General features: G+C 58.3%; 14 protein-coding genes. 10 read left to right on the top strand and 4 right to left on the bottom strand.

Features of this window, described 5'->3' with window-relative positions:
* Window positions 1-30 precede the first annotated feature (30 nt).
* On the bottom strand, window positions 31-1,479 hold the full coding sequence (locus DHV10_RS13845) for a glycoside hydrolase family 125 protein (protein WP_109486951.1): 1,449 nt from the start codon (window positions 1,477-1,479) through the stop codon (window positions 31-33).
* Window positions 1,480-1,546: 67 nt separating this feature from the next.
* Here DHV10_RS13845 and DHV10_RS13850 point away from each other — a divergent pair, with 67 nt between their 5' ends.
* Window positions 1,547-2,122: a hypothetical protein gene (locus DHV10_RS13850; RefSeq protein ID WP_162601518.1), complete on the top strand. Its 576-nt coding sequence runs from the start codon at window positions 1,547-1,549 to the stop codon at window positions 2,120-2,122.
* A 55-nt stretch (window positions 2,123-2,177) separates the two neighbouring features.
* Here the strand turns inward: DHV10_RS13850 and rph are convergent, their stop codons facing one another.
* Window positions 2,178-2,921, bottom strand: coding sequence for a ribonuclease PH (gene rph / locus DHV10_RS13855; protein WP_109487178.1), 744 nt, complete (start codon window positions 2,919-2,921; stop codon window positions 2,178-2,180).
* A gap of 329 nt (window positions 2,922-3,250) precedes the next feature.
* Between rph and DHV10_RS13860 the strand changes: the two genes are divergently transcribed.
* From DHV10_RS13860 to pyk, 7 genes are all read left to right on the top strand, one after another.
* Entirely contained in the window at window positions 3,251-4,120 is an 870-nt protein-coding gene (locus DHV10_RS13860; protein WP_162601519.1) for a sensor histidine kinase, read from the top strand.
* A 79-nt stretch (window positions 4,121-4,199) separates the two neighbouring features.
* Entirely contained in the window at window positions 4,200-5,657 is a 1,458-nt protein-coding gene (locus tag DHV10_RS13865; RefSeq protein ID WP_239461643.1) for a sigma-54-dependent transcriptional regulator, read from the top strand.
* Between the two features lie 34 nt (window positions 5,658-5,691).
* Window positions 5,692-6,201: a DNA-binding transcriptional response regulator gene (locus tag DHV10_RS13870; protein WP_109486954.1), complete on the top strand. Its 510-nt coding sequence runs from the start codon at window positions 5,692-5,694 to the stop codon at window positions 6,199-6,201.
* An 82-nt stretch (window positions 6,202-6,283) separates the two neighbouring features.
* Entirely contained in the window at window positions 6,284-7,168 is an 885-nt protein-coding gene (gene purU, locus DHV10_RS13875; RefSeq protein ID WP_109486955.1) for a formyltetrahydrofolate deformylase, read from the top strand.
* A 91-nt stretch (window positions 7,169-7,259) separates the two neighbouring features.
* Complete coding sequence (locus tag DHV10_RS13880; protein ID WP_162601520.1) at window positions 7,260-8,399, top strand: hypothetical protein; 1,140 nt, start codon at window positions 7,260-7,262, stop codon at window positions 8,397-8,399.
* A gap of 137 nt (window positions 8,400-8,536) precedes the next feature.
* Window positions 8,537-9,376, top strand: a complete 840-nt coding sequence (locus DHV10_RS13885; RefSeq protein ID WP_109486957.1) for a YihY/virulence factor BrkB family protein — start codon at window positions 8,537-8,539, stop codon at window positions 9,374-9,376.
* A 133-nt stretch (window positions 9,377-9,509) separates the two neighbouring features.
* Window positions 9,510-11,108, top strand: coding sequence for a pyruvate kinase (gene pyk / locus DHV10_RS13890; RefSeq protein WP_109486958.1), 1,599 nt, complete (start codon window positions 9,510-9,512; stop codon window positions 11,106-11,108).
* Window positions 11,109-11,180: 72 nt separating this feature from the next.
* Here the strand turns inward: pyk and acnA are convergent, their stop codons facing one another.
* Complete coding sequence (acnA, locus tag DHV10_RS13895) at window positions 11,181-14,024, bottom strand: aconitate hydratase (RefSeq protein ID WP_109486959.1); 2,844 nt, start codon at window positions 14,022-14,024, stop codon at window positions 11,181-11,183.
* 280 nt (window positions 14,025-14,304) lie between these two features.
* Window positions 14,305-14,874 carry a hypothetical protein gene (locus DHV10_RS13900; RefSeq protein WP_162601521.1) on the bottom strand — a complete coding sequence of 190 codons (570 nt, stop codon included), beginning with the start codon at window positions 14,872-14,874 and terminating at the stop codon, window positions 14,305-14,307.
* 114 nt (window positions 14,875-14,988) lie between these two features.
* Between DHV10_RS13900 and DHV10_RS13905 the strand changes: the two genes are divergently transcribed.
* On the top strand, window positions 14,989-16,104 hold the full coding sequence (locus tag DHV10_RS13905) for an alpha/beta fold hydrolase (protein ID WP_109486961.1): 1,116 nt from the start codon (window positions 14,989-14,991) through the stop codon (window positions 16,102-16,104).
* A 298-nt stretch (window positions 16,105-16,402) separates the two neighbouring features.
* On the top strand, window positions 16,403-17,830 hold the full coding sequence (locus tag DHV10_RS13910) for a chloride channel protein (protein WP_162601522.1): 1,428 nt from the start codon (window positions 16,403-16,405) through the stop codon (window positions 17,828-17,830).
* Window positions 17,831-17,918: the final 88 nt, after the last annotated feature.

The following is a 17,918-nucleotide window of genomic DNA, read 5'->3' on the forward strand; positions in this document are numbered from 1 at the left end:
GCTGATGCGAATCCGCCGGTTGTTTTTTGCTTAGGAGTTCTCGAGAAGCTTCGGATTCGTCTTGTCCAGCTTCAGAATCAGTTCGCCAAAAAGCGTGTTGGCCCACGCAAACCACTTACGCGTAAACTTCGCCGGATTGTTCTTATTGAAGCTTTCGTGCATGAAGCCAGTTCCGGCATGGGTAGTCTTGAGCCAGTTGAGACATTGGCGCTGCTCGCTTTCATCGCTGGTTGTGAGAGCGCGAATAATGATGCCCATCGGCCAGATCATGTCCTGCCCAATGTGCGGACCGCCGATGCCTTCCGCCGCCGTGCCGCGGAAGAAGTAGGGATTTGCCTCGCTCAACACAAATCGCCTCGTAGCGAGATAGATCGGATCTGTCTCGGAACAGGTCTCGAGATACGGCATTCCAAGGAGGCTCGGAACATTGGCATCATCCATGCATAAAGCATTCCCGAAGCCATCGATCTCGTAAGACCAGATCTCGCCGCCCGTGGAGTGATGTGTTCGCGCGTGAGTGTCGAGAGCGGACTTGACCTCCGCGCGCAAGCGACTCGCCTGAGACGCGGCTGTGCTGTCATGCGCGATCTCCGTAAGCATCTCCTCGATTCGCTCAAGAGTCTTGACCGCGAAAAAGTTGCCGGGAATGTTCAGCGGGTAGATGCATGAATCATCCGACGGCCGGAAGCCGGAATGAATCAGCCCTACCGGACGCGCCGGATTGCCAAAACCATCTTCGCTCAGCGTGTCATAGGGCGTCTCGGCCTTGCGCTGGAAATGATACGGACCGCGCGAGGTCTTTCGCTGCTGTGCAGTGAACGTTTCGAGTATGGTATGCATGGCGCTGGCCCACTGCGGCCCGAACGGCCTCGTGTCGTGCGTAAGGCGCCAGTATTCATGCGCCAGCCGAACCGGGTAGCAGAGAGAATCGACCTCCCACTTGCGTTCGCCGACCCCTGGCTTCATATCTGTGCGATCGGTTTTGCTCCACGAGAGAGGCTCAGGGCTCGAGAGATCCGGCATGAAGGCGTTTGCATACGGATCGGCAAGGATACAGCGCGTCTGACGCCGAACGACTCCTTCGATCAGCCGCGCCAGTTCCGCGTCGCCCGTGATGAAGGGCAGATACGGCCACACCTGCGCAGAGGAATCGCGCAGCCACATCGCCGGAATGTCGCCGGTTACGACGATAGTGTCGGGCCCGGTCGGACCATTCTTGAAGGTGACTGTCGTGTCCAGCGTGTTTGGGAGGCAGTTCGAGAAAAGCCACGCAAGTTCCGGGTCGCGCATCTTCGCCGAGACGGACTCGATCGCTGCGTCCACCGCCATGCTGCGGAAGCGCCGCGCAGTCGGTGTGGGGCGCTTCGAAACAAATTTGCTTTGGGCTGACGCGCGGTTTGGAATGAGCGTCGAGGAAGCGATGAGGGCGGATGCACCGCTGATAAAATTGCGGCGAGAGATTTCAGAGCTACGGCTCATTTAGGTCACCATGAGTGTGAGTTTTTCGTCAGCACTCATCATAAGAGTCGTAATTGGGGGACGGAAGGTGGGGCCGAAGTTTCCGGAAGAAAGCTACAAATTTGGGATTGAAGAAAATGGTTCGGCAGAATACGTGTACGGCAATATCTGGGCACGCGAGCAGACTACCGGCCCTCAACGTCTGATCATCGCACCCACCAGAGGACAGGTTGATCTTCTACTCAGATTGAGCCGGAGCATGCCTGCGCCTTACTGGTTACTGTACGTCCTGCTGGTGTCGCGAATTGACTCGAGGCCCGGAAGGTACCAAGTTCCTGCTCCACTCAAACCTGAGGAAGTGGAGCACTTTCTTACTCGATTTTCGAAGTTCCTGGAGGGCGACGCTCGCCACCATCTTTGGATCGGCTCAGAAAACAGCCTGGATTTACTTGTCTATGACAATCACAACGTGATCTACGCATATGGCGACCTTGATAGGTTCGAGCAAATATTAACGAGTAGTGGTATTCAGCAGGTCGAGAGTATTCCTTTTCCGTGTCCGCACTCGCACAACTATCATGCTCGTTTTGATAAAGCCGAGGAAGACATTATGCGTTTCCAGGATTGGAGGTACTTCCCTCTACAGTATTCAGACGATTTGTAGTTGGGTGTGAGAATCTCCGAGAAACTATTCGCGGCCAGCCTTTCGAACTGCTCTTTCAACTCGCAATCGCCGCAAGCTGAATCTCAAAGATCTGCTTCAGGCCGACTTCTGCCAGATCAATAAGAGCATCCAGTTCGCGGCGCGAGAAGCTTCCCTTCTCCGCGGTCGCCTGCGTTTCCACCAGACCGCCATCTGCCGTCATCACCACATTCATGTCGACCTCCGCCTGCGAATCCTCCTCATAGCAGAGATCGAGCAGCGGTGTACCTCCGAGTATGCCCACTGATGTCGCAGCCACAAGCTGCTTCATCGGCGACTGCTTCAGCGTTCCGGCCTTTACCAGCGCATTCAGGGCGATGGAAAGTGCGACTGCTGCGCCAGTGATGGCTGCGGTTCGCGTGCCGCCATCCGCCTGGATGACATCGCAGTCCAGAATTACCGTGCGCTCGCCCAGAGCATGCATATCAATCACCGACCGAAGGCTCCTGCCGATCAGCCTCTGGATCTCATGCGTGCGCCCGCCGATCTTGCCGCGCTCGCTTTCGCGCGGGGTACGTGTCACCGTAGAGCGAGGCAGCATCGAGTACTCCGCCGTTACCCATCCGCGGCCCGAGTTGCGCAGCCATCCCGGCACGCCCTGTTCGATTGTGGCGTTGGTTAGAACTCGCGTGTTTCCCAACGTGACGAGTACCGAGCCCTCCGCGGTCTGGACAAAGTCAGGAGTCAGAGTCAGGGGACGAAGCTGGTCGGGTTTGCGATCCCCGGGACGAAAAAAAGCGGAATGAGCCTGGCCGTTCATAGCGCGATTGTACGGGAACCAAGCATGCAGATCGGGAATAGATCCCGGGTGCTCCATTTCGATACATGTCCAGAGTGGGAATGGCGTCAGCGTGCACCTACAAGTACTCACTCATCAGCGACTTACAACTAAATAGCCCATTTGCCGAGCCCATTTCGGGAAACAGCGCCTCGCTTTCGGGTCCCAGCGATTCTGCCCTGAAACCTGTGGAAGTGCTTAACTTCAGGTCACTTAGCTCGAGTGTCCCGGTTTGGCACGCTGCGTGTATAGAAGAAAAGGCAAAGAGCACGCTGCAGCAGTTACCCAGATTGAAGGAAAAGGATCGGACCATGGAACAGCTTGGACGCTTGCCGGAGTTGGGACAAGAAGAACAGACTCGCGTGGACAGAGTAATCGCAACCCTGAGTTCTCTCGGAGAGCGCGGTGAAACCGTGGCGGAGATCGCGCATGATGCGCGCAACATGGTTACGGCTCTGGATCTGTACTGTGACCTTTTGCAGCAACCCGGAGTTCTCGCGGATCCCTTCACGCATTACGGGGGAGAATTGCGGCTTGTGGCGGCCGCAAGCCGGCGCCTAGTCGAGAAATTGAGTGCTACTGAGGAAGGTGTTGCTGAAAAGTTCGATCCATCGACAATTGACTCTCGCGCATTGCCGCCTTTCACAGGGCCACGGGCGGGGCGGGCTGAAGTGTGGAAGAGCATCCCAGCCGAACCCGTGCGGAACCTGGCGGAAGAACTCCTCGCGAACCGACATCTGCTCGCCTCACTGGCTGGTCCGACCATCGGTCTCACGGTCGATGTACAGGGTGGGGCTCTGCCGATTCGCATGACCGGCGAGGATCTGACGCGTGTCCTCATCAACTTGACCAGGAACGCAGCGGAGGCGATGTCCGGCGTAGGGCGGATTCACATCTCTTTGCGCGAGAGCAGCGGAGATCCTGGGAACAGTCCATGGGTGACGATCAATGTGGAAGACAACGGTCCGGGCCTCACGGATCAGGTCCTCGGAAGAATCTTCAAGCCCGAGCCCGCAGAGCGTTCTGGCAACACCATGGCGGGCGGATGGCCGATGGCGCATCGCGGAATGGGGTTGTCCATCACGCGTTCGCTCATTGAAGCCGCAGGCGGAGTGATCCATGCCGCGAATCGGGATCCGGTTGGAGCGTGCTTCCAGATTGAACTGCCTGTTTCGCATTAGCAGCAAATCCCGCTGCTGCACTTCCAATTGAAACAGTCGTGATCTGGCCCACATAGCCAGAGTGAACGAGGCGCGTACTATGCTTTCGACGTCGTATTGCTCGCATTTCATGGACACGGACCATCAAATCGCTCCGGAAGCGACCGGCCTGCACGTGCTGGTAGTGGATGAGGATGAAGCTGCACGGTCAGCGTGCGTAGAGATCGCCAGAGATCTTGGACACAGAGCTCGCGGTGTTGAAGCACTGAATCCTGTGATCTCGACGATGGAGCGTGCGACCACAGACATCGTCCTGATCAGTATTCCCAGACGGGGACACGGGAGTCTAGAGGCGGTTACCGAGCTTCACACGCTCTTTCCGTTGATCTCAATCATTGCCATGGCTCCTGTGGACTCGGCAGCCATGGCTCTATCTGCTTTGCACCATGGCGCTGCTGACTATCTGAACAAACCGTTCACGATGGACGAGCTCGCCTCAGCATTGCAGCGCGCCGTAGTCGGGCGACAGGTCAACAGTGACTCGCGGCGCATACGGGAGCGTCTGAGGCTTGAGCCTGGCATGGGGCAGATGATCGGGCGCTCTCCGCAGATGGAGAAGCTGTACCGGATCCTTGCCAAGGTTGCGCAATCCACGCACCCGGTCCTCATCCTGGGCGAGAGCGGGACCGGCAAGGAACTGGTGGCGCGCACGATTCACAGCTTCGGACCGAACGCCGAGAAGCCGTTCTTGCCGGTGGATTGCGGTTCCCTGGTTCCGACGTTGGTGGAAAGCGAACTGTTCGGCTATGTGAAAGGCGCTTTCACCGGCGCGAATCACTCCAAAGACGGCCTCCTGGTCTCAGCGGGTAACGGAACAGTGTTTCTTGACGAGATTGGCGAACTTACGCTGGACCTGCAGGCGAAACTACTGCGAGCGCTGCAGGAGAAAGAGGTAAGGCCGGTCGGATCGACGCAGCGAATTCCGATCAAGGCGCGCATCCTCACGGCAACCAATCGCGACCTCGGTGCCATGGTCGATCGCGGCGCATTCCGAAAGGATCTCTACTACCGGCTGAATGTGGTCAATCTGCGCCTCCCTTCGCTGCGAGATCGCAAGGATGACATACCGTTGCTGGTTGCGCATTTCCTGAACAAAGTACATCGCACACACCCAGGGCGTTTCACAATCCATGATGACGCTTTGCGGGTAATGATGCAGTACGACTGGCCGGGGAACGTTCGCGAGCTGGAGAATGCCGTTGAGCGGGGAGTCACGATGACTTCAGGCGGAGAGATTCAGCTCGGAAACCTGCCTTCACCCTTGAGGAATCTGGCTCTGGCGAGACTCCATGAAGCGAAGCCCGTAAAAGCCACGGACGCCCGCGGTGCAGTAAAGGTGATCCCCCTTGCCGTCCAGGAGCGAGAGGCGATCTACGAAACGCTCAAGCTGACCGGCGGTGACAAGCTGAGAGCTGCGGAACTGCTGGGGATCGGGAAAACGACCCTCTACCGCAAGCTGAAGGAATACGAAGCGCTCGATCTACGCCGAACCAACTAGTCGAACATTTTTCAGATAGCAGAAGGAGAGACCAATGGCCATTCTGATCGTCAGTGGGATGGAAGGTGTGCGCAATTGCGCTGAGGTCGTGTCGAAGCAGCTTGGGATGAATGTCGAGTTTGCAAGCGGTCGCCGCAGCGCCGTGGATGCATTGCGGAAAAGGGAGTTTTCAGTGGTGGTGCTGGATGAGACCCTAGCGGAGTGCGATCCGGAAGCAGCAGAAGCGATCTGGGAGCGTTCCGGCCTGGCCATCCCTGTGCAAATCAACTTCGGCCTTGCGGGAGCGGCACGTGTCATTCGCGAAATCCGCGCCGCGCTCCAGCGCCGACAACGAGAACAGGCTGCGGCACGACTGGCCGCACGCGAAGATATCGGTGCGGAGTTGAAGAACACGCTTAGCGGGTTGTTGCTGCAGTCGCAACTCGCGCTCGCCGACAATGGACTTCCCCACAACGTCGTTCAGAAGCTGCGTATGGTCGAAGATCTGGCAGGAAAGCTCCGGATGCAGCTGGCTGCTGAACCCAGTAGAGGCCCCCGAGAGTAGAGATAGTCGCACGTGTCCTTGACCAGGCAGAGAGCGTATAGCGGACCGTTGAGCCGCATGGATGCCTTAAGCTGGAAGGACCATGAAGGATACCGCGGTTCTGCTCATCGATTGCCCGGACCGCAAGGGCTTGGTAGCTCGAGTTTCAGGTCTACTGTACGAGCACGGAGCGAACATCCTCCATGCCGATCAGCATCAGGACCATGAGTTGGGCAAGTTCTTCATGCGCGTGGAGTGGGCGCTGCATGAAAACGGACACGAGGATCGAGCCGCATCGGGAACGGCCTTCGATCTGGTGAAGTTTTCGAAAGCTTTCACACCGATCGCCAAAGAGTTGGAGATGCATTGGCAGATCGGGGTGATGAACCTGCCCTCTCGCATTGCGCTGTTCTGCTCGCAGTACCTGCACTGCATGGCTGATCTCCTGCACCGCTGGCAGTCGCGCGAGCTGAGCTGCGATATCCGGGTGATTGTGTCGAACCATCGGGAAGTGGAGAAGCTTGCGGCATACTACGGCGTTCCGTTCGAGCACGTCGCGGTGAGCCCCGCAACGCGGGCCGAAGCAGAGCAGAGGCAGCTGAAAATCCTGGAGAGATATGGAGTCGAGCTGGTGGTCCTGGCGCGCTACATGCAGATTCTCTCTCCCGAATTCGTCGCGCATTATCCGTCGGCCATCATCAACGTGCACCACTCGTTTCTGCCGGCGTTCATTGGAGCGCGGCCCTATCATGCTGCGCATGCGCGTGGGGTCAAGCTGATCGGCGCAACAAGCCATTACGTGACCGAGGTGCTGGATGATGGGCCGATCATCGAACAGGATGTAGCGCGTATCTCCCACCGAGACCAAGTTGAGGATCTGGTCGCACAGGGACGCGATCTGGAAAGGCTTGTGCTATCCCGCGCAGTCAAGTGGCATTTGGATAGGCGCATCCTTTGCTACGGCAATAAGACGGTGGTGTTCGACTAGTTCCGCCCCCGCAAGCTGGGGCTGAGGACGCCAGTGGCACCCTTCCTGTTCCTGAGTACAATGGCGGGACAGACTTCCCGGAGGGAAAAGCGTGAAACGAATTGTTCCCATCGTTGTGATGGTGCTGATGGCGTCGCCTGGCTGGGCTGCGAAGAAGATGACTGCGGAACAGCTCAAGGACCTACTTGCGGCCGACCATAAGGCTCAGAAGTCCGACGCAGATGTTGCAGGCCAGCTCAAGGATCTGGAACTTACAGAAGAGTTGACCAAAAGCACAATGGATGCGGTGAAGCCGATGGTTCCCGGCCCGCTCACGACGGAGCAGCTTTTCATTCTGGAAGTTCGAGCTGCGGCCCTCCCTCCTCCGGCAAGCGAGATCCCCGCGAAACCTGCTCCCGACGCGGCGCAGCAAAATGCCATTCTGGACAAGGCAGCAGCGTTTGCGAAGGTCTTCGTTCAAGCCCCTACGCTTACCGCAACCAGAACAATGCGCCGGTTCCAGGACAGCGCGCAGCAGGATCAGCCGGCATTCGGCTCACATACGAGCGCTGTACTGGCGCCTACGTATACGCCGATCCGCTATGCGGCCTCCGACGAGGCCAGGGTGACATTCAAAAAGGGCGTAGAAGAGAATCCGGTTGCGAATCAGAAGACGAATTGGGGCGATAACGGAATGATCGCGCTTCTCGGCCAGAGCCCCGACCCAGCCAGCGTTCTGCAAACCGCGCGAGCAGAGGGAAAGATGAGCTGGTTGCGGTGGCAAACGGTGAATGGGCACGAACTGGCGGTTTTCTCGTTCTCTGTCGACAGGAAGAAGAGCCAATATGCAGTGAACTATTGCTGCTTTCCCGAGACGAGTCAGGCGGGCGAAGTCGCTATGCGAGGCGTTGCGCAGGGAGGCGGTCCGGGCAACTACCAGACCAGCGCGAACTGGAAACCATTCAAAGCCACGGAAGGGTACCACGGAGCCATTTACATCGATCCAGAAACGGGCGTGATCTACCGTCTAGTGATGCAGGTGGAGTTCAAGGGTTCCGATCCGGTGAAGCTGGAAAACCAGCGAATCGACTATGGAACGGAGACGATAGACGGCAAAAAGCTCGTGGTACCCGGTTTTGTCACGATCGACACAGTCGAGCAGCCGTATCCCAACTCGCCGCAGGGCAGATTCATCACTCGCCACACGCTGTTTACGCTGACCTATTCGGACTACAAGATGGCTGGAAGTTGAATCACAAGCCGCAGACTCGAATCCGAGTCTAGCAACTCGTTGAGAACCACCGGAAATCGCTGTTGCTTTCCGATGCTCTGCAAAGGCAATCCCACAGGCGGGAACCGCTGCGGATGCACTACTCTTTCTTCTGAGACATGCGGAAGTTTCTGCGCCATTTTCGTAAGGCCGTGTTTCTGGCCCTCGAACACGATGTACTGAATACGGCTAAAGCGTCAGCCTATTCGGGCATGCTCATGTTCTTTCCAGCGTTCATTGTGCTGACCGCAATCATCGCCAAGTTTCCGGAAGGAAACACAGCAGTGGGCGAGATTCGCTGGGTTTCGGGGCAGATTCTGCCGGCAGATACGGTGCATCTGATGCTGTCGTCGATGCATTCGCGCAACGCACATCCGGGGCGGCTGATCACTTCGGGATTCATTCTCAGCGTCTTTGCCGGTTTGGGGCTGATGCTTACGCTCATGGAGGGCTTTCGGAGGGCGTACCGGTTGCCGCGCAATGATTGGGGGTTCTGGGAGCGGCGGGCGCGTGCGTTGTTCCTGGTGTTCATTGTGCTCGTGCCGCTCGCACTGGCGACGATTGTTCTTGTGTTTGGAAGAGCGATCGAACTATGGCTGATCTTCAACGCGGGCCATCAGCTTCGCAGCGTTGTTCTGTTTCTGTGGCGGATGGTGCGATGGACGTTGGCCTTCGGTACCAGCCTTGCGGTGCTCGGGGCTCTCTATCACTTTGGCACGAAGCGCGGCGAACACTGGATGCGGATCATGCCTGGGGCGTTCGCGGCAAGCATCGTATGGTTTACAGCGACATTAGGCTTTGGATGGTACGTGACGCGCATTGCGGACTATACGATCTTCTACGGGTCGTTTGGAGCGGGCATCGCGACGCTGGTGTGGCTCTATATCACTTCGTTCACTGCACTGCTCGGCGCAGAGTTGAATGGAGTTCTCTTCCGCGAGCGGAACCGGCAGCTTTAGAGCCCCGCGCGTACGCGGAAGGGCAGGTGGTGTGGTGTGCCCGCAAGCCGCATTGCAACCGCTTGTATAATGAAGGTGACCGCACACATACATTCTTTATTCCCCTTCATCTCTTTCTCTGGAGCTTACTTTGATGCCGTTCGTTGAATCGAACCTGAACGAAACCCCCATCCAGCGGCGGGCAAAGATCGTGGCCACGCTTGGACCGGCCTCGAATACGGAGCCGGTTCTCCGGGAGCTGGTACGGGCGGGAATCGACGTTGTACGACTGAATTTCTCGCACGGCACGCATGACGAAAAGCTTGCGCTGATCCAGATGATTCGAAAGGTAAGCCGGGAGGAGCACAAACCGCTCTGTATCCTAGGCGATTTACAGGGGCCAAAGATTCGGACATCCAAGTTGAGAGATCACCAGCCGGTACTTTTGAAGGCGGGCAGCCGGCTCACGATTACGCCGCGCGATGTGCCCGGTACGGCGACTCTGGTGGGAACGACTTTCAAGACGCTTGCAGAGAACGTGGAACAAGGGTCGCGCATTCTGCTCTCGGACGGACTGATCGAATTGCGCGTGCACGAAGTAATTGGCCCGGATGTGGTGTGCGAAATCGTCAATGGCGGCATGCTGGGCGAGAACAAAGGGATCAACCTACCAGGAATTCCAGTTCGCGTGCCATCGCTGACGGACAAGGACTCGCAGGATCTCGAATTTGCGCTAAAGAACGGCGTAGACGCGGTGGCCGTCTCGTTTGTGCGTACGGCCGAGGATGTGCGGCTGGTTCGTGATCGAGTGTCGGCTTATGGCGGTGAGACATGGATCATCGCCAAGCTGGAAAAGCCTCAGGCGATCGAACACCTCGACAGCATTTTGCAGGCCGCAGATGGCATCATGGTGGCCCGCGGCGATCTGGGTGTCGAGGTTCCTCCGGAAAAGGTTCCTGCAATTCAAAAGCACATCATCCGGCGCGCTGCCGAGTACTTCAAGCCGGTGATCACTGCGACGCAGATGCTGGAGTCGATGATCGAGAACCCGCGTCCCACGCGCGCCGAAGTCTCAGACGTGGCAAACGCGATTTATGACGGAACCGATGCGGTGATGCTGTCAGGTGAATCGGCTGTGGGCAAGTACCCGATCGAGGCGGTCACCATGATGGGCCGAATTATCAGCGAAGCGGAGCGTCACATCAAGGAAGAGCATCTGAATCAACCCATGCTGCGCCAGACCCGATTGTCGATCGCGCAGACGATCTGTGAAGCAACGGCTCACGCGGCGGACGATCTCGATCTGCGCGGCATCGCCCTGTTCACTGAGTCGGGGGCCACAGCGCGCCAGCTGTCGAAGTATCATCCCACCGCGCCCATCTTTGCGCTGAGCCCGGTGGACATCACGATCAACCGCCTAAACCTGCTGTGGGGGACGACACCGGTGCGGTGTCCCAAGGTCAACTCGACAGAGGCGCTGGTGGATGTAGCAGAGAGCCTGCTGGAACAGCATGGATATGTCCGCAACCGCGAGGTAATTGCAATTGTGGCGGGAACGCGGACGAAGTCTGGTTCAACAAACTTTCTGCGGCTGCACGTGCTCGGCGAGCACAACCTCGAAGGCGTGCGGTTTTTCGCTCCGCATGAGGATGAGCCCGCACGCGATGCTGCGGATCAGAAACCCAAGCGGCGCAAGGTAACACCAATACGGCAATACCCTTCGCCAAATCCGCCAAAGATCTCCAATCCGTAATCGCGGAACCTGTCTGGCTAAGAAATACAAAGGGCGCTTCGACTGGATCGGAGCGCCCTCTTTCAATTCCAGCTACCTGGTTGCGAGTTGGCGCAGAACGTAGAGCAGAATTCCTCCGTGCTCGTAGTACTCGATTTCCTGTGGCGTGTCGATCCGGACGATCGCGTTGAACTCTCTTTCGCTGCCTTGTGGGGATTTAGCTTTCACCTTCAATGTGCGCCCGTTCTTGAACTTCGCTTTGAGCAGATCGGTGAGACCGGCAAAGCCGTAAATCTCTTCGCCGGTGAGGCCGAGCGATTCTGCGTTCTGCCCTTCTTCGAACTGCAGAGGGAGAATACCCATGCCTACAAGGTTGGAGCGGTGGATGCGCTCGAAGCTCTCCGCTATAACGGCGCGGACGCCGAGCAGGTTTGGGCCCTTCGCTGCCCAGTCGCGCGACGAGCCTGAGCCGTACTCCTTGCCAGCGATGATGACCAGAGGCACCTTGCGTTCGGCGTACTTCACGCTGGCGTCGAAGATGGACATTTGCTCGCCCTCGGGCAGGAGGCGCGTGACGCCGCCCTCCGTTCCCGGTGCAAGTTTATTGCGCAGGCGAACGTTGGCAAAGGTGCCGCGCACCATCACCTCGTGATTGCCACGACGCGAGCCGTAGGAGTTGAAATCTGCAGGTTTCACGCCGTGCTCGGCAAGATACTTCCCTGCCGGACCGTTTGCCTTGATGTTGCCCGCCGGGGAGATGTGGTCGGTGGTGACGGAGTCTCCAAGAACAGCGAGAACGCGTGCACCGAGGATGTCGGTGACGGGGTCGGGCTGCTTCTTCATGCTATCGAAGTACGGGGCCTGGCGGATGTAGGTGGAGTCCGGCTCCCACTTGTAGACGTCGCCGGTAGGAAAGCTAAGACCTTGCCAGCTTGCATCACCCTGCGACACGGTGGCATACTCCCGGCGAAATCCCTCGCTGCTGATGCCCTTTTCGATAGCGTCGGCAACTTCCTGCTGGGTGGGCCAGATGTCCCGAAGGTAAACCGCGGCGCCCTTTTGATCTTTGCCGAGCGGCTCCGTATCGAAGTTATGGCCGATGCGTCCGGCGAGAGCGTAAGCGACAACGAGCGGCGGAGACATGAGGTAGTTCGCGCGAACGTCGACGTTCACACGGCCCTCGAAATTGCGATTCCCGCTGAGCACGCTGACGGCGACGAGACCGTGCTCGTCGATCGATTTGGAGACGTCGGTCGGGAGCGGCCCAGAGTTTCCGATGCAAGTCGTGCAGCCGTAGCCAACCACGTTGAAGCGCAGCTTCTCGAGATAGGGCAGCAAGCCCGATTTTTCGTAGTAGTCGGTCACCACGCGAGACCCGGGAGCAAGCGAAGTTTTAACCCAGGGTGGAACCGACAGGCCCTTCTCGACTGCCTTTTTCGCGAGAATGCCGGCGGCCAGCATCACAGATGGATTCGAGGTATTGGTGCAGCTTGTGATGGCGGCGATTACGACTGAACCGTGGTCGAGATACTTGTCGGGATCGACGTTAAATCGCTCTTTGACGGTGGTGGTGATCGGGCCAGTGGTGAACGTTTGTTCGGCCGGATGAGCGTTCGCGAGGGCAGATGACGTCGCTGGGCCTTCACCTTCTTCGCGTGCTACAGCCAGCGCAGTGTCGGTGATCGCAGTCGGCTCCCATAGCGCGGCGGTGCGGGTACCGAGCGGCTTGGCGGTTGGAGACAGTAGCGAGGGAAGTTGCTTTGCAAAGCTCTCTGCCGTGTCCTTGAGGAGGACGCGATCCTGGGGCCTCTTCGGTCCGGCAACGCTGGGTTCGACTGCGGCAAGGTCAAGTTCGAGCGTCTGCGAGTACTCGGCTTCGGGCGCGTCTCCGGTATTGAAGAGGCCTTGCTCTTTGTAGTACGCCTCGACCAGCGCGATCTGCTCTTCGCTGCGACCCGTGAGACGCAGATATCGAAGGGTCTCAGCATCGACCGGGAAGATGCCGCAGGTTGCTCCGTACTCCGGAGCCATGTTGCTGATGGTGGCGCGATCTGCGAGCGGCAGAGCGGCGACGCCGGGTCCGTAGAACTCAACAAATTTGCCCACCACTCCGAGTTTGCGCAGCGCCTGAGTCACGGTCAGCACGAGATCGGTCGCGGTTGCGCCCTCGCGGAGTTTTCCCGTGAGTTTGTAGCCCACCACCTGCGGAACCAGCATGCTGACCGCCTGGCCGAGCATGGCGGCCTCGGCTTCGATGCCGCCTACACCCCAGCCCAGGACGCCGAGGCCGTTGATCATCGTGGTGTGGGAATCGGTGCCCACGAGGGTGTCGGGATAAGCCTGCAACTCACCGTTTACTTCGGTGGTGAAGACGACGCGGGCCAGATACTCGAGATTAACCTGGTGGCAAATTCCCATGCCCGGCGGCACAGCGCTGAAATTACGGAAAGCAGTCTGGCCCCACTTGAGGAACGCATAACGCTCGCGATTGCGCTGGAACTCGAGGAGCGAGTTGGCTTCATAGGCGCGCGGCGTTCCGAACTCATCCACCTGTACGGAGTGGTCAATGACCAGTTCGGCGGGGATGAGCGGGTTGACCTTTTGTGGATCGCCGCCGAGCGTCTTGATCGCATCGCGCATGGCGCCCAGGTCAACCACCGCGGGAACTCCCGTAAAGTCCTGCATGAGGACACGCGCTGGCATATAGGCAATCTCGCGATTGGGTTCAGCCTTCGCATCCCATTGCGCCAGGAACTCGATGTCTTCTGCGGTGACGTTAACGCCGTCTTCGCGGCGCAGCAGGTTTTCGAGCAGGATCTTGAGGCTGAACGGCAGGCGGGCCAGATTGAACCCGCGAGCACTGAGGGCCGGAAGGCGGAATATCGTGTAGGACTTAGCGCCGGATTTCAGCGTGGCTTTGCTTTGGAAGCTGTTCATCAGGGAACCTTTCTATCCGCGCCTGTGCAGCGGATGGAACACGCGTGAGTGCCCCTGAGGCTGCCCTGAGCAAAGACGAAGGGTCTTGCTCCTGACACCTGGGACCTTGATTTCGTCGAAACAAAGACTAATTGGCTGGGCGAATTAGCGTCCACGGTCGTGGCGTCCGCGGCGGAAGCGCTTCAGAAGGGGTCTGGCAAGGTTATAAGGAGCCTTGTTCATACCTGACGGAGAGATTTTATCGCGGGAGAAGGGCGTCGCGAAAGCACTACCTGGCTGACTAAGGAAGGGCCTGCGCCATGTCAGAAGAGAGCCCTTTCGGGAACCACTTTTCTCTGATCTCGACTGCTACCTCAACGTCTTCTAGGCCAAAGGGCAACGGCATGTTGCGCTGTACTTTACCCGGCGTCAGAGGTGAGATCGAGACCGCTCCAAAGCTCTTTCCAGACCTGTATCTGATCTTGAATCCGGTTGAAACGTCTCCGCTCTGACTCAGGATTTGCATCCCGCTGGTCCGCAGTTGCTGTCCAAGATCGTTGTAAACCGCCTGCATCAGGGGAACCCTCCGGTCAGAACGCATGGGGAAGGATTCGCCGAAATCAGCGGTATGCTCCACTTTGTCCTCTCCCGCAACTCCGGCTGAACCCGTGTGGTCGCTGATTCCGCCAGGAGGATCGACAAAAGGCAATACAACACGCTTGAGAGAGTAGGTACGCAGAAATGCGCTTTCGTTCTCCGGGGCTGGATAGTGCATATGGGCTGGTTCCCACGCGCTCAAAAACATACCGAAGGCGACCAAGACGGCAATCAGCGCTCCCGTGCCGAGTACCACTCTAGCCAGTACTCTCATTCGCTTCGCCTCTACGCGGAAAGACCGGAGACAACTGCCTACCCAGCTTGCCACAAAAACCGGCAGATTAGAATGCTTCCCATGCCACGATCTGCTCGTGACGGGAGTTCCCAAATGCCCTACCGCTGTGCCTCGATCCTGCTTGCTATTGCGGTATTCTTCCCAGCCGGCTTCTGCCAGACTCCGTCACAGGCGACTACTGCTCCGTCCGCGGCCTCTCACTGGGCGACCAAAGACGAGGTTGTCACGCTTCGGGACTTCCGCTTTGGCTCCGGCGAAACCCTGCCCGAATTGCGCCTTCACTACCTCACGCTTGGCTCGCCGCACCGGGATGCGGCAGGTCACGTCGACAATGCAATCCTGCTGCTGCACGGGACCGGCGGCAGCGCACATTCGCTGCTGAACCCCGTCTTCTCCGACGTGCTGTTTGTGCCGGGTGGAGTGCTCGATATCCAGAAGTACTTCCTGATACTGCCGGATGAGATTGGCCATGGCAAGAGCTCGAAGCCTTCAGATGGCATGCACATGCACTTCCCTGCTTACGACTACGACGACATGGTGGGCGCAGATCGGATGATGCTCGACCAGATGCACGTCGATCATTTGCGCCTTATTTTCGGCACCTCGATGGGGTGTATGCAGGGCTTCGTCTGGGCAGAGACCTACCCCGACTTCATGGATGCGCTCGCGCCCCTCGCCTGCCTGCCGGTGGAAATTGCCGGCCGCAACCGCATGATGCGCTACATGGCGATCCAAGATCTCAAGCTCGATCCCGCATGGCAGAACGGCGAGTACAAGTCCGAACCACAAGACGGGCTGCGCGCAGCAAATGAAATGCTGCTCGTCATGGGTTCCGCGCCACTCGTGATGCAGAAGGAGGCACCCACACGCGCCGACGCGGAGCGATTCGTGGACCGTTACCTCACGCGTACTATGGCCTCGACCGATGCGAACGACATGATCTACTACCTCAACGCAAGCCGCAACTACAACCCCGAGCCGAAGCTCGAGAGCATCAAGGCTCCTGTGCTGTGGATCAACTCCGCCGACGACTACATCAACCCGCCCGAACTTGGCATTGCAGAGAAGATGGTGAAGCGAATCTCGCATGGTCGGTTCATCCTGCTTCCCATCAGTGACAAGACGCACGGCCACGGAACACATACCGAAGCGGCGGTGTGGAAAGACTATCTGGCAGAATTCATGGAAGCGACATCGCCCAAGCATTAGGCGTCTAGTTCGGATCTGAAAAAGGAGTGGCCCTGCGCGCCCGTGTGCAAGGCCACCCGAACCGGACCGATGCGCGGAGGATCAACCGTGTGCCATTGGAGTCGAATGGCTGCATCAGCCCGGGATAGTCGCTGAAATCATCTTCCCTGAGTGAAACCCGGAGCGGAAGAACCCGGGCACGCAAATGACAAACAAGTGACGCGGGTTTTCCGAATCCTTCGCTTTTCGAGCTCGAGTCTGGCAGGGCGACGGACTCTTATACTGAGGTTGAGTCTTGTCTCCAGAGGTCCCCCGATAATTGAGTAACGCTAAGTGGCTGCGCAATGTTTTGACGCGCTTTGTGGCTTGGTTCACCGCGAGGATGGCCAATGAGCGGCAAAGATTGCTCGCGGTGACCATTCTTGCCGGCGGCCTGTGCGGACTTTCTGCAGTGGCATTTCACCTGGCGATTGCCTGGCTCGAGAATCTAATGATCAACCGAGCTAACTTTGCGCACGGGCACACATGGATTTTCTGGACGATTCTTTCGCCGTGCGTGGGCGGTCTGATCGTCGGGCTGGGGCTCACCTTCTGGGCGCCGGCGGCGGCGGGTTCCGGGATCCCGCAGGTTAAAGTAGCCTTCGCTTTGCGCTCGGGGCTGGTCTCATTGCGCGAGACTGTCGGCAAATTTGTCCTGTGCGCGTTTCAGATCGGCTCGGGTGGGTCTCTCGGACTTGAAGGCCCGACAGTCCAGATCTGTGCGGGCGTCAGCAGCCTAATGGCACGAGCGGCACGGCTCAGTCCGACCAACTGCCGGCGGATGACATCGGTGGGAATGGCGGCCGGTATTGCCGCGGCCTTTAATGCTCCGATTGCCGCCATCACCTTCACGCTCGAAGAGCTGATCGGCGATCTCGATCAGACCATGCTATCGGGCGTGATCGTCGCTGCCGCGCTGGCCGCAGTCGTCGAGCACTCGATTCTTGGGAAAACTCCTGTATTTCACATGCCACGCGCCTACGAACTCGGTGCGGCGTCTTCGCTGATCTGGTACGCGCTCCTGGGCATTCTCGCTGCCGTCGTTTCGATCACCTTTACAGATGGCTTGTTGAACGTACGCGCTCTGTTCAAGCGATGGACAGCAATACCTAAATGGATACATCCCGCAGTGGGAGGGCTCGCGACTGGTGCCATGGCGGCCCTGGCCCTCTACTGGTTTCACTTGAACGGGATCGCCGGGGATCCGTACCGAACTCTGGAGTTAGCTTTGACGGGCACGATGCCCCTGCTGTTCATGGTTGTACTCTGCGTGCTCAAGCTGGCCGCGACGGTGAGTTCCTATTCCAGTGGAGGTTCGGGCGGCATCTTCGCTCCATCGCTGTTTATGGGTTCAATGCTTGGCGGTGCGGTTGGCTATCTCGACGTGACGGTCTTCCATCACCCGGCGGATTCGGTGGGCGCATTCGCGGTGGTGGGGATGGGGGCTGTGTTCGCGGGCATCGTTCGGGCGCCCATGACTTCAATTCTGATCGTGTTTGAGATGACGGGAGGGTATGGGCTGGTACTGCCGATGATGATCGCCAACATGAGCGCATTCGTTCTCGCGCGGCATTGGAGACCTATTGCTGTATACGATGCGCTGCTGATGCAGGATGGGATCGAGCTGCCACACGGGTCGAAGCCGCTCGAGCCGCCTTCAGCGGCGCACATTGAGGCGGACGAGCCGACGATGGATGCCACGGCGTGAACGCGTCTGTGGATTGGATCTACCAGCACGCTTCACGCGTGGACGTGAGAACCAGCGAATGGCACTTTCTCTACTGAGACGGGAGTTG

It is taken from the genome of Occallatibacter savannae, from assembly GCF_003131205.1.
GTDB classification, from domain to species: Bacteria; Acidobacteriota; Terriglobia; order Terriglobales; family Acidobacteriaceae; genus Telmatobacter; species Telmatobacter savannae.

Bases quoted from the DNA above. Each gene is read 5' to 3' on its own strand.
- DHV10_RS13865 (WP_239461643.1), top strand. From the start codon at position 4,200: ATGCTTTCGACGTCGTATTGCTCGCATTTCATGGACACGGACCATCAA.
- DHV10_RS13900 (WP_162601521.1), bottom strand. From the start codon at position 14,874: ATGAGAGTACTGGCTAGAGTGGTACTCGGCACGGGAGCGCTGATTGCC.
- purU (WP_109486955.1), top strand. From the start codon at position 6,284: ATGAAGGATACCGCGGTTCTGCTCATCGATTGCCCGGACCGCAAGGGC.
- pyk (WP_109486958.1), top strand. From the start codon at position 9,510: ATGCCGTTCGTTGAATCGAACCTGAACGAAACCCCCATCCAGCGGCGG.
- DHV10_RS13845 (WP_109486951.1), bottom strand. From the start codon at position 1,479: ATGAGCCGTAGCTCTGAAATCTCTCGCCGCAATTTTATCAGCGGTGCA.
- DHV10_RS13885 (WP_109486957.1), top strand. From the start codon at position 8,537: ATGCGGAAGTTTCTGCGCCATTTTCGTAAGGCCGTGTTTCTGGCCCTC.
- rph (WP_109487178.1), bottom strand. From the start codon at position 2,921: ATGAACGGCCAGGCTCATTCCGCTTTTTTTCGTCCCGGGGATCGCAAA.
- acnA (WP_109486959.1), bottom strand. From the start codon at position 14,024: ATGAACAGCTTCCAAAGCAAAGCCACGCTGAAATCCGGCGCTAAGTCC.
- DHV10_RS13870 (WP_109486954.1), top strand. From the start codon at position 5,692: ATGGCCATTCTGATCGTCAGTGGGATGGAAGGTGTGCGCAATTGCGCT.
- DHV10_RS13860 (WP_162601519.1), top strand. From the start codon at position 3,251: ATGGAACAGCTTGGACGCTTGCCGGAGTTGGGACAAGAAGAACAGACT.
- DHV10_RS13905 (WP_109486961.1), top strand. From the start codon at position 14,989: ATGCCCTACCGCTGTGCCTCGATCCTGCTTGCTATTGCGGTATTCTTC.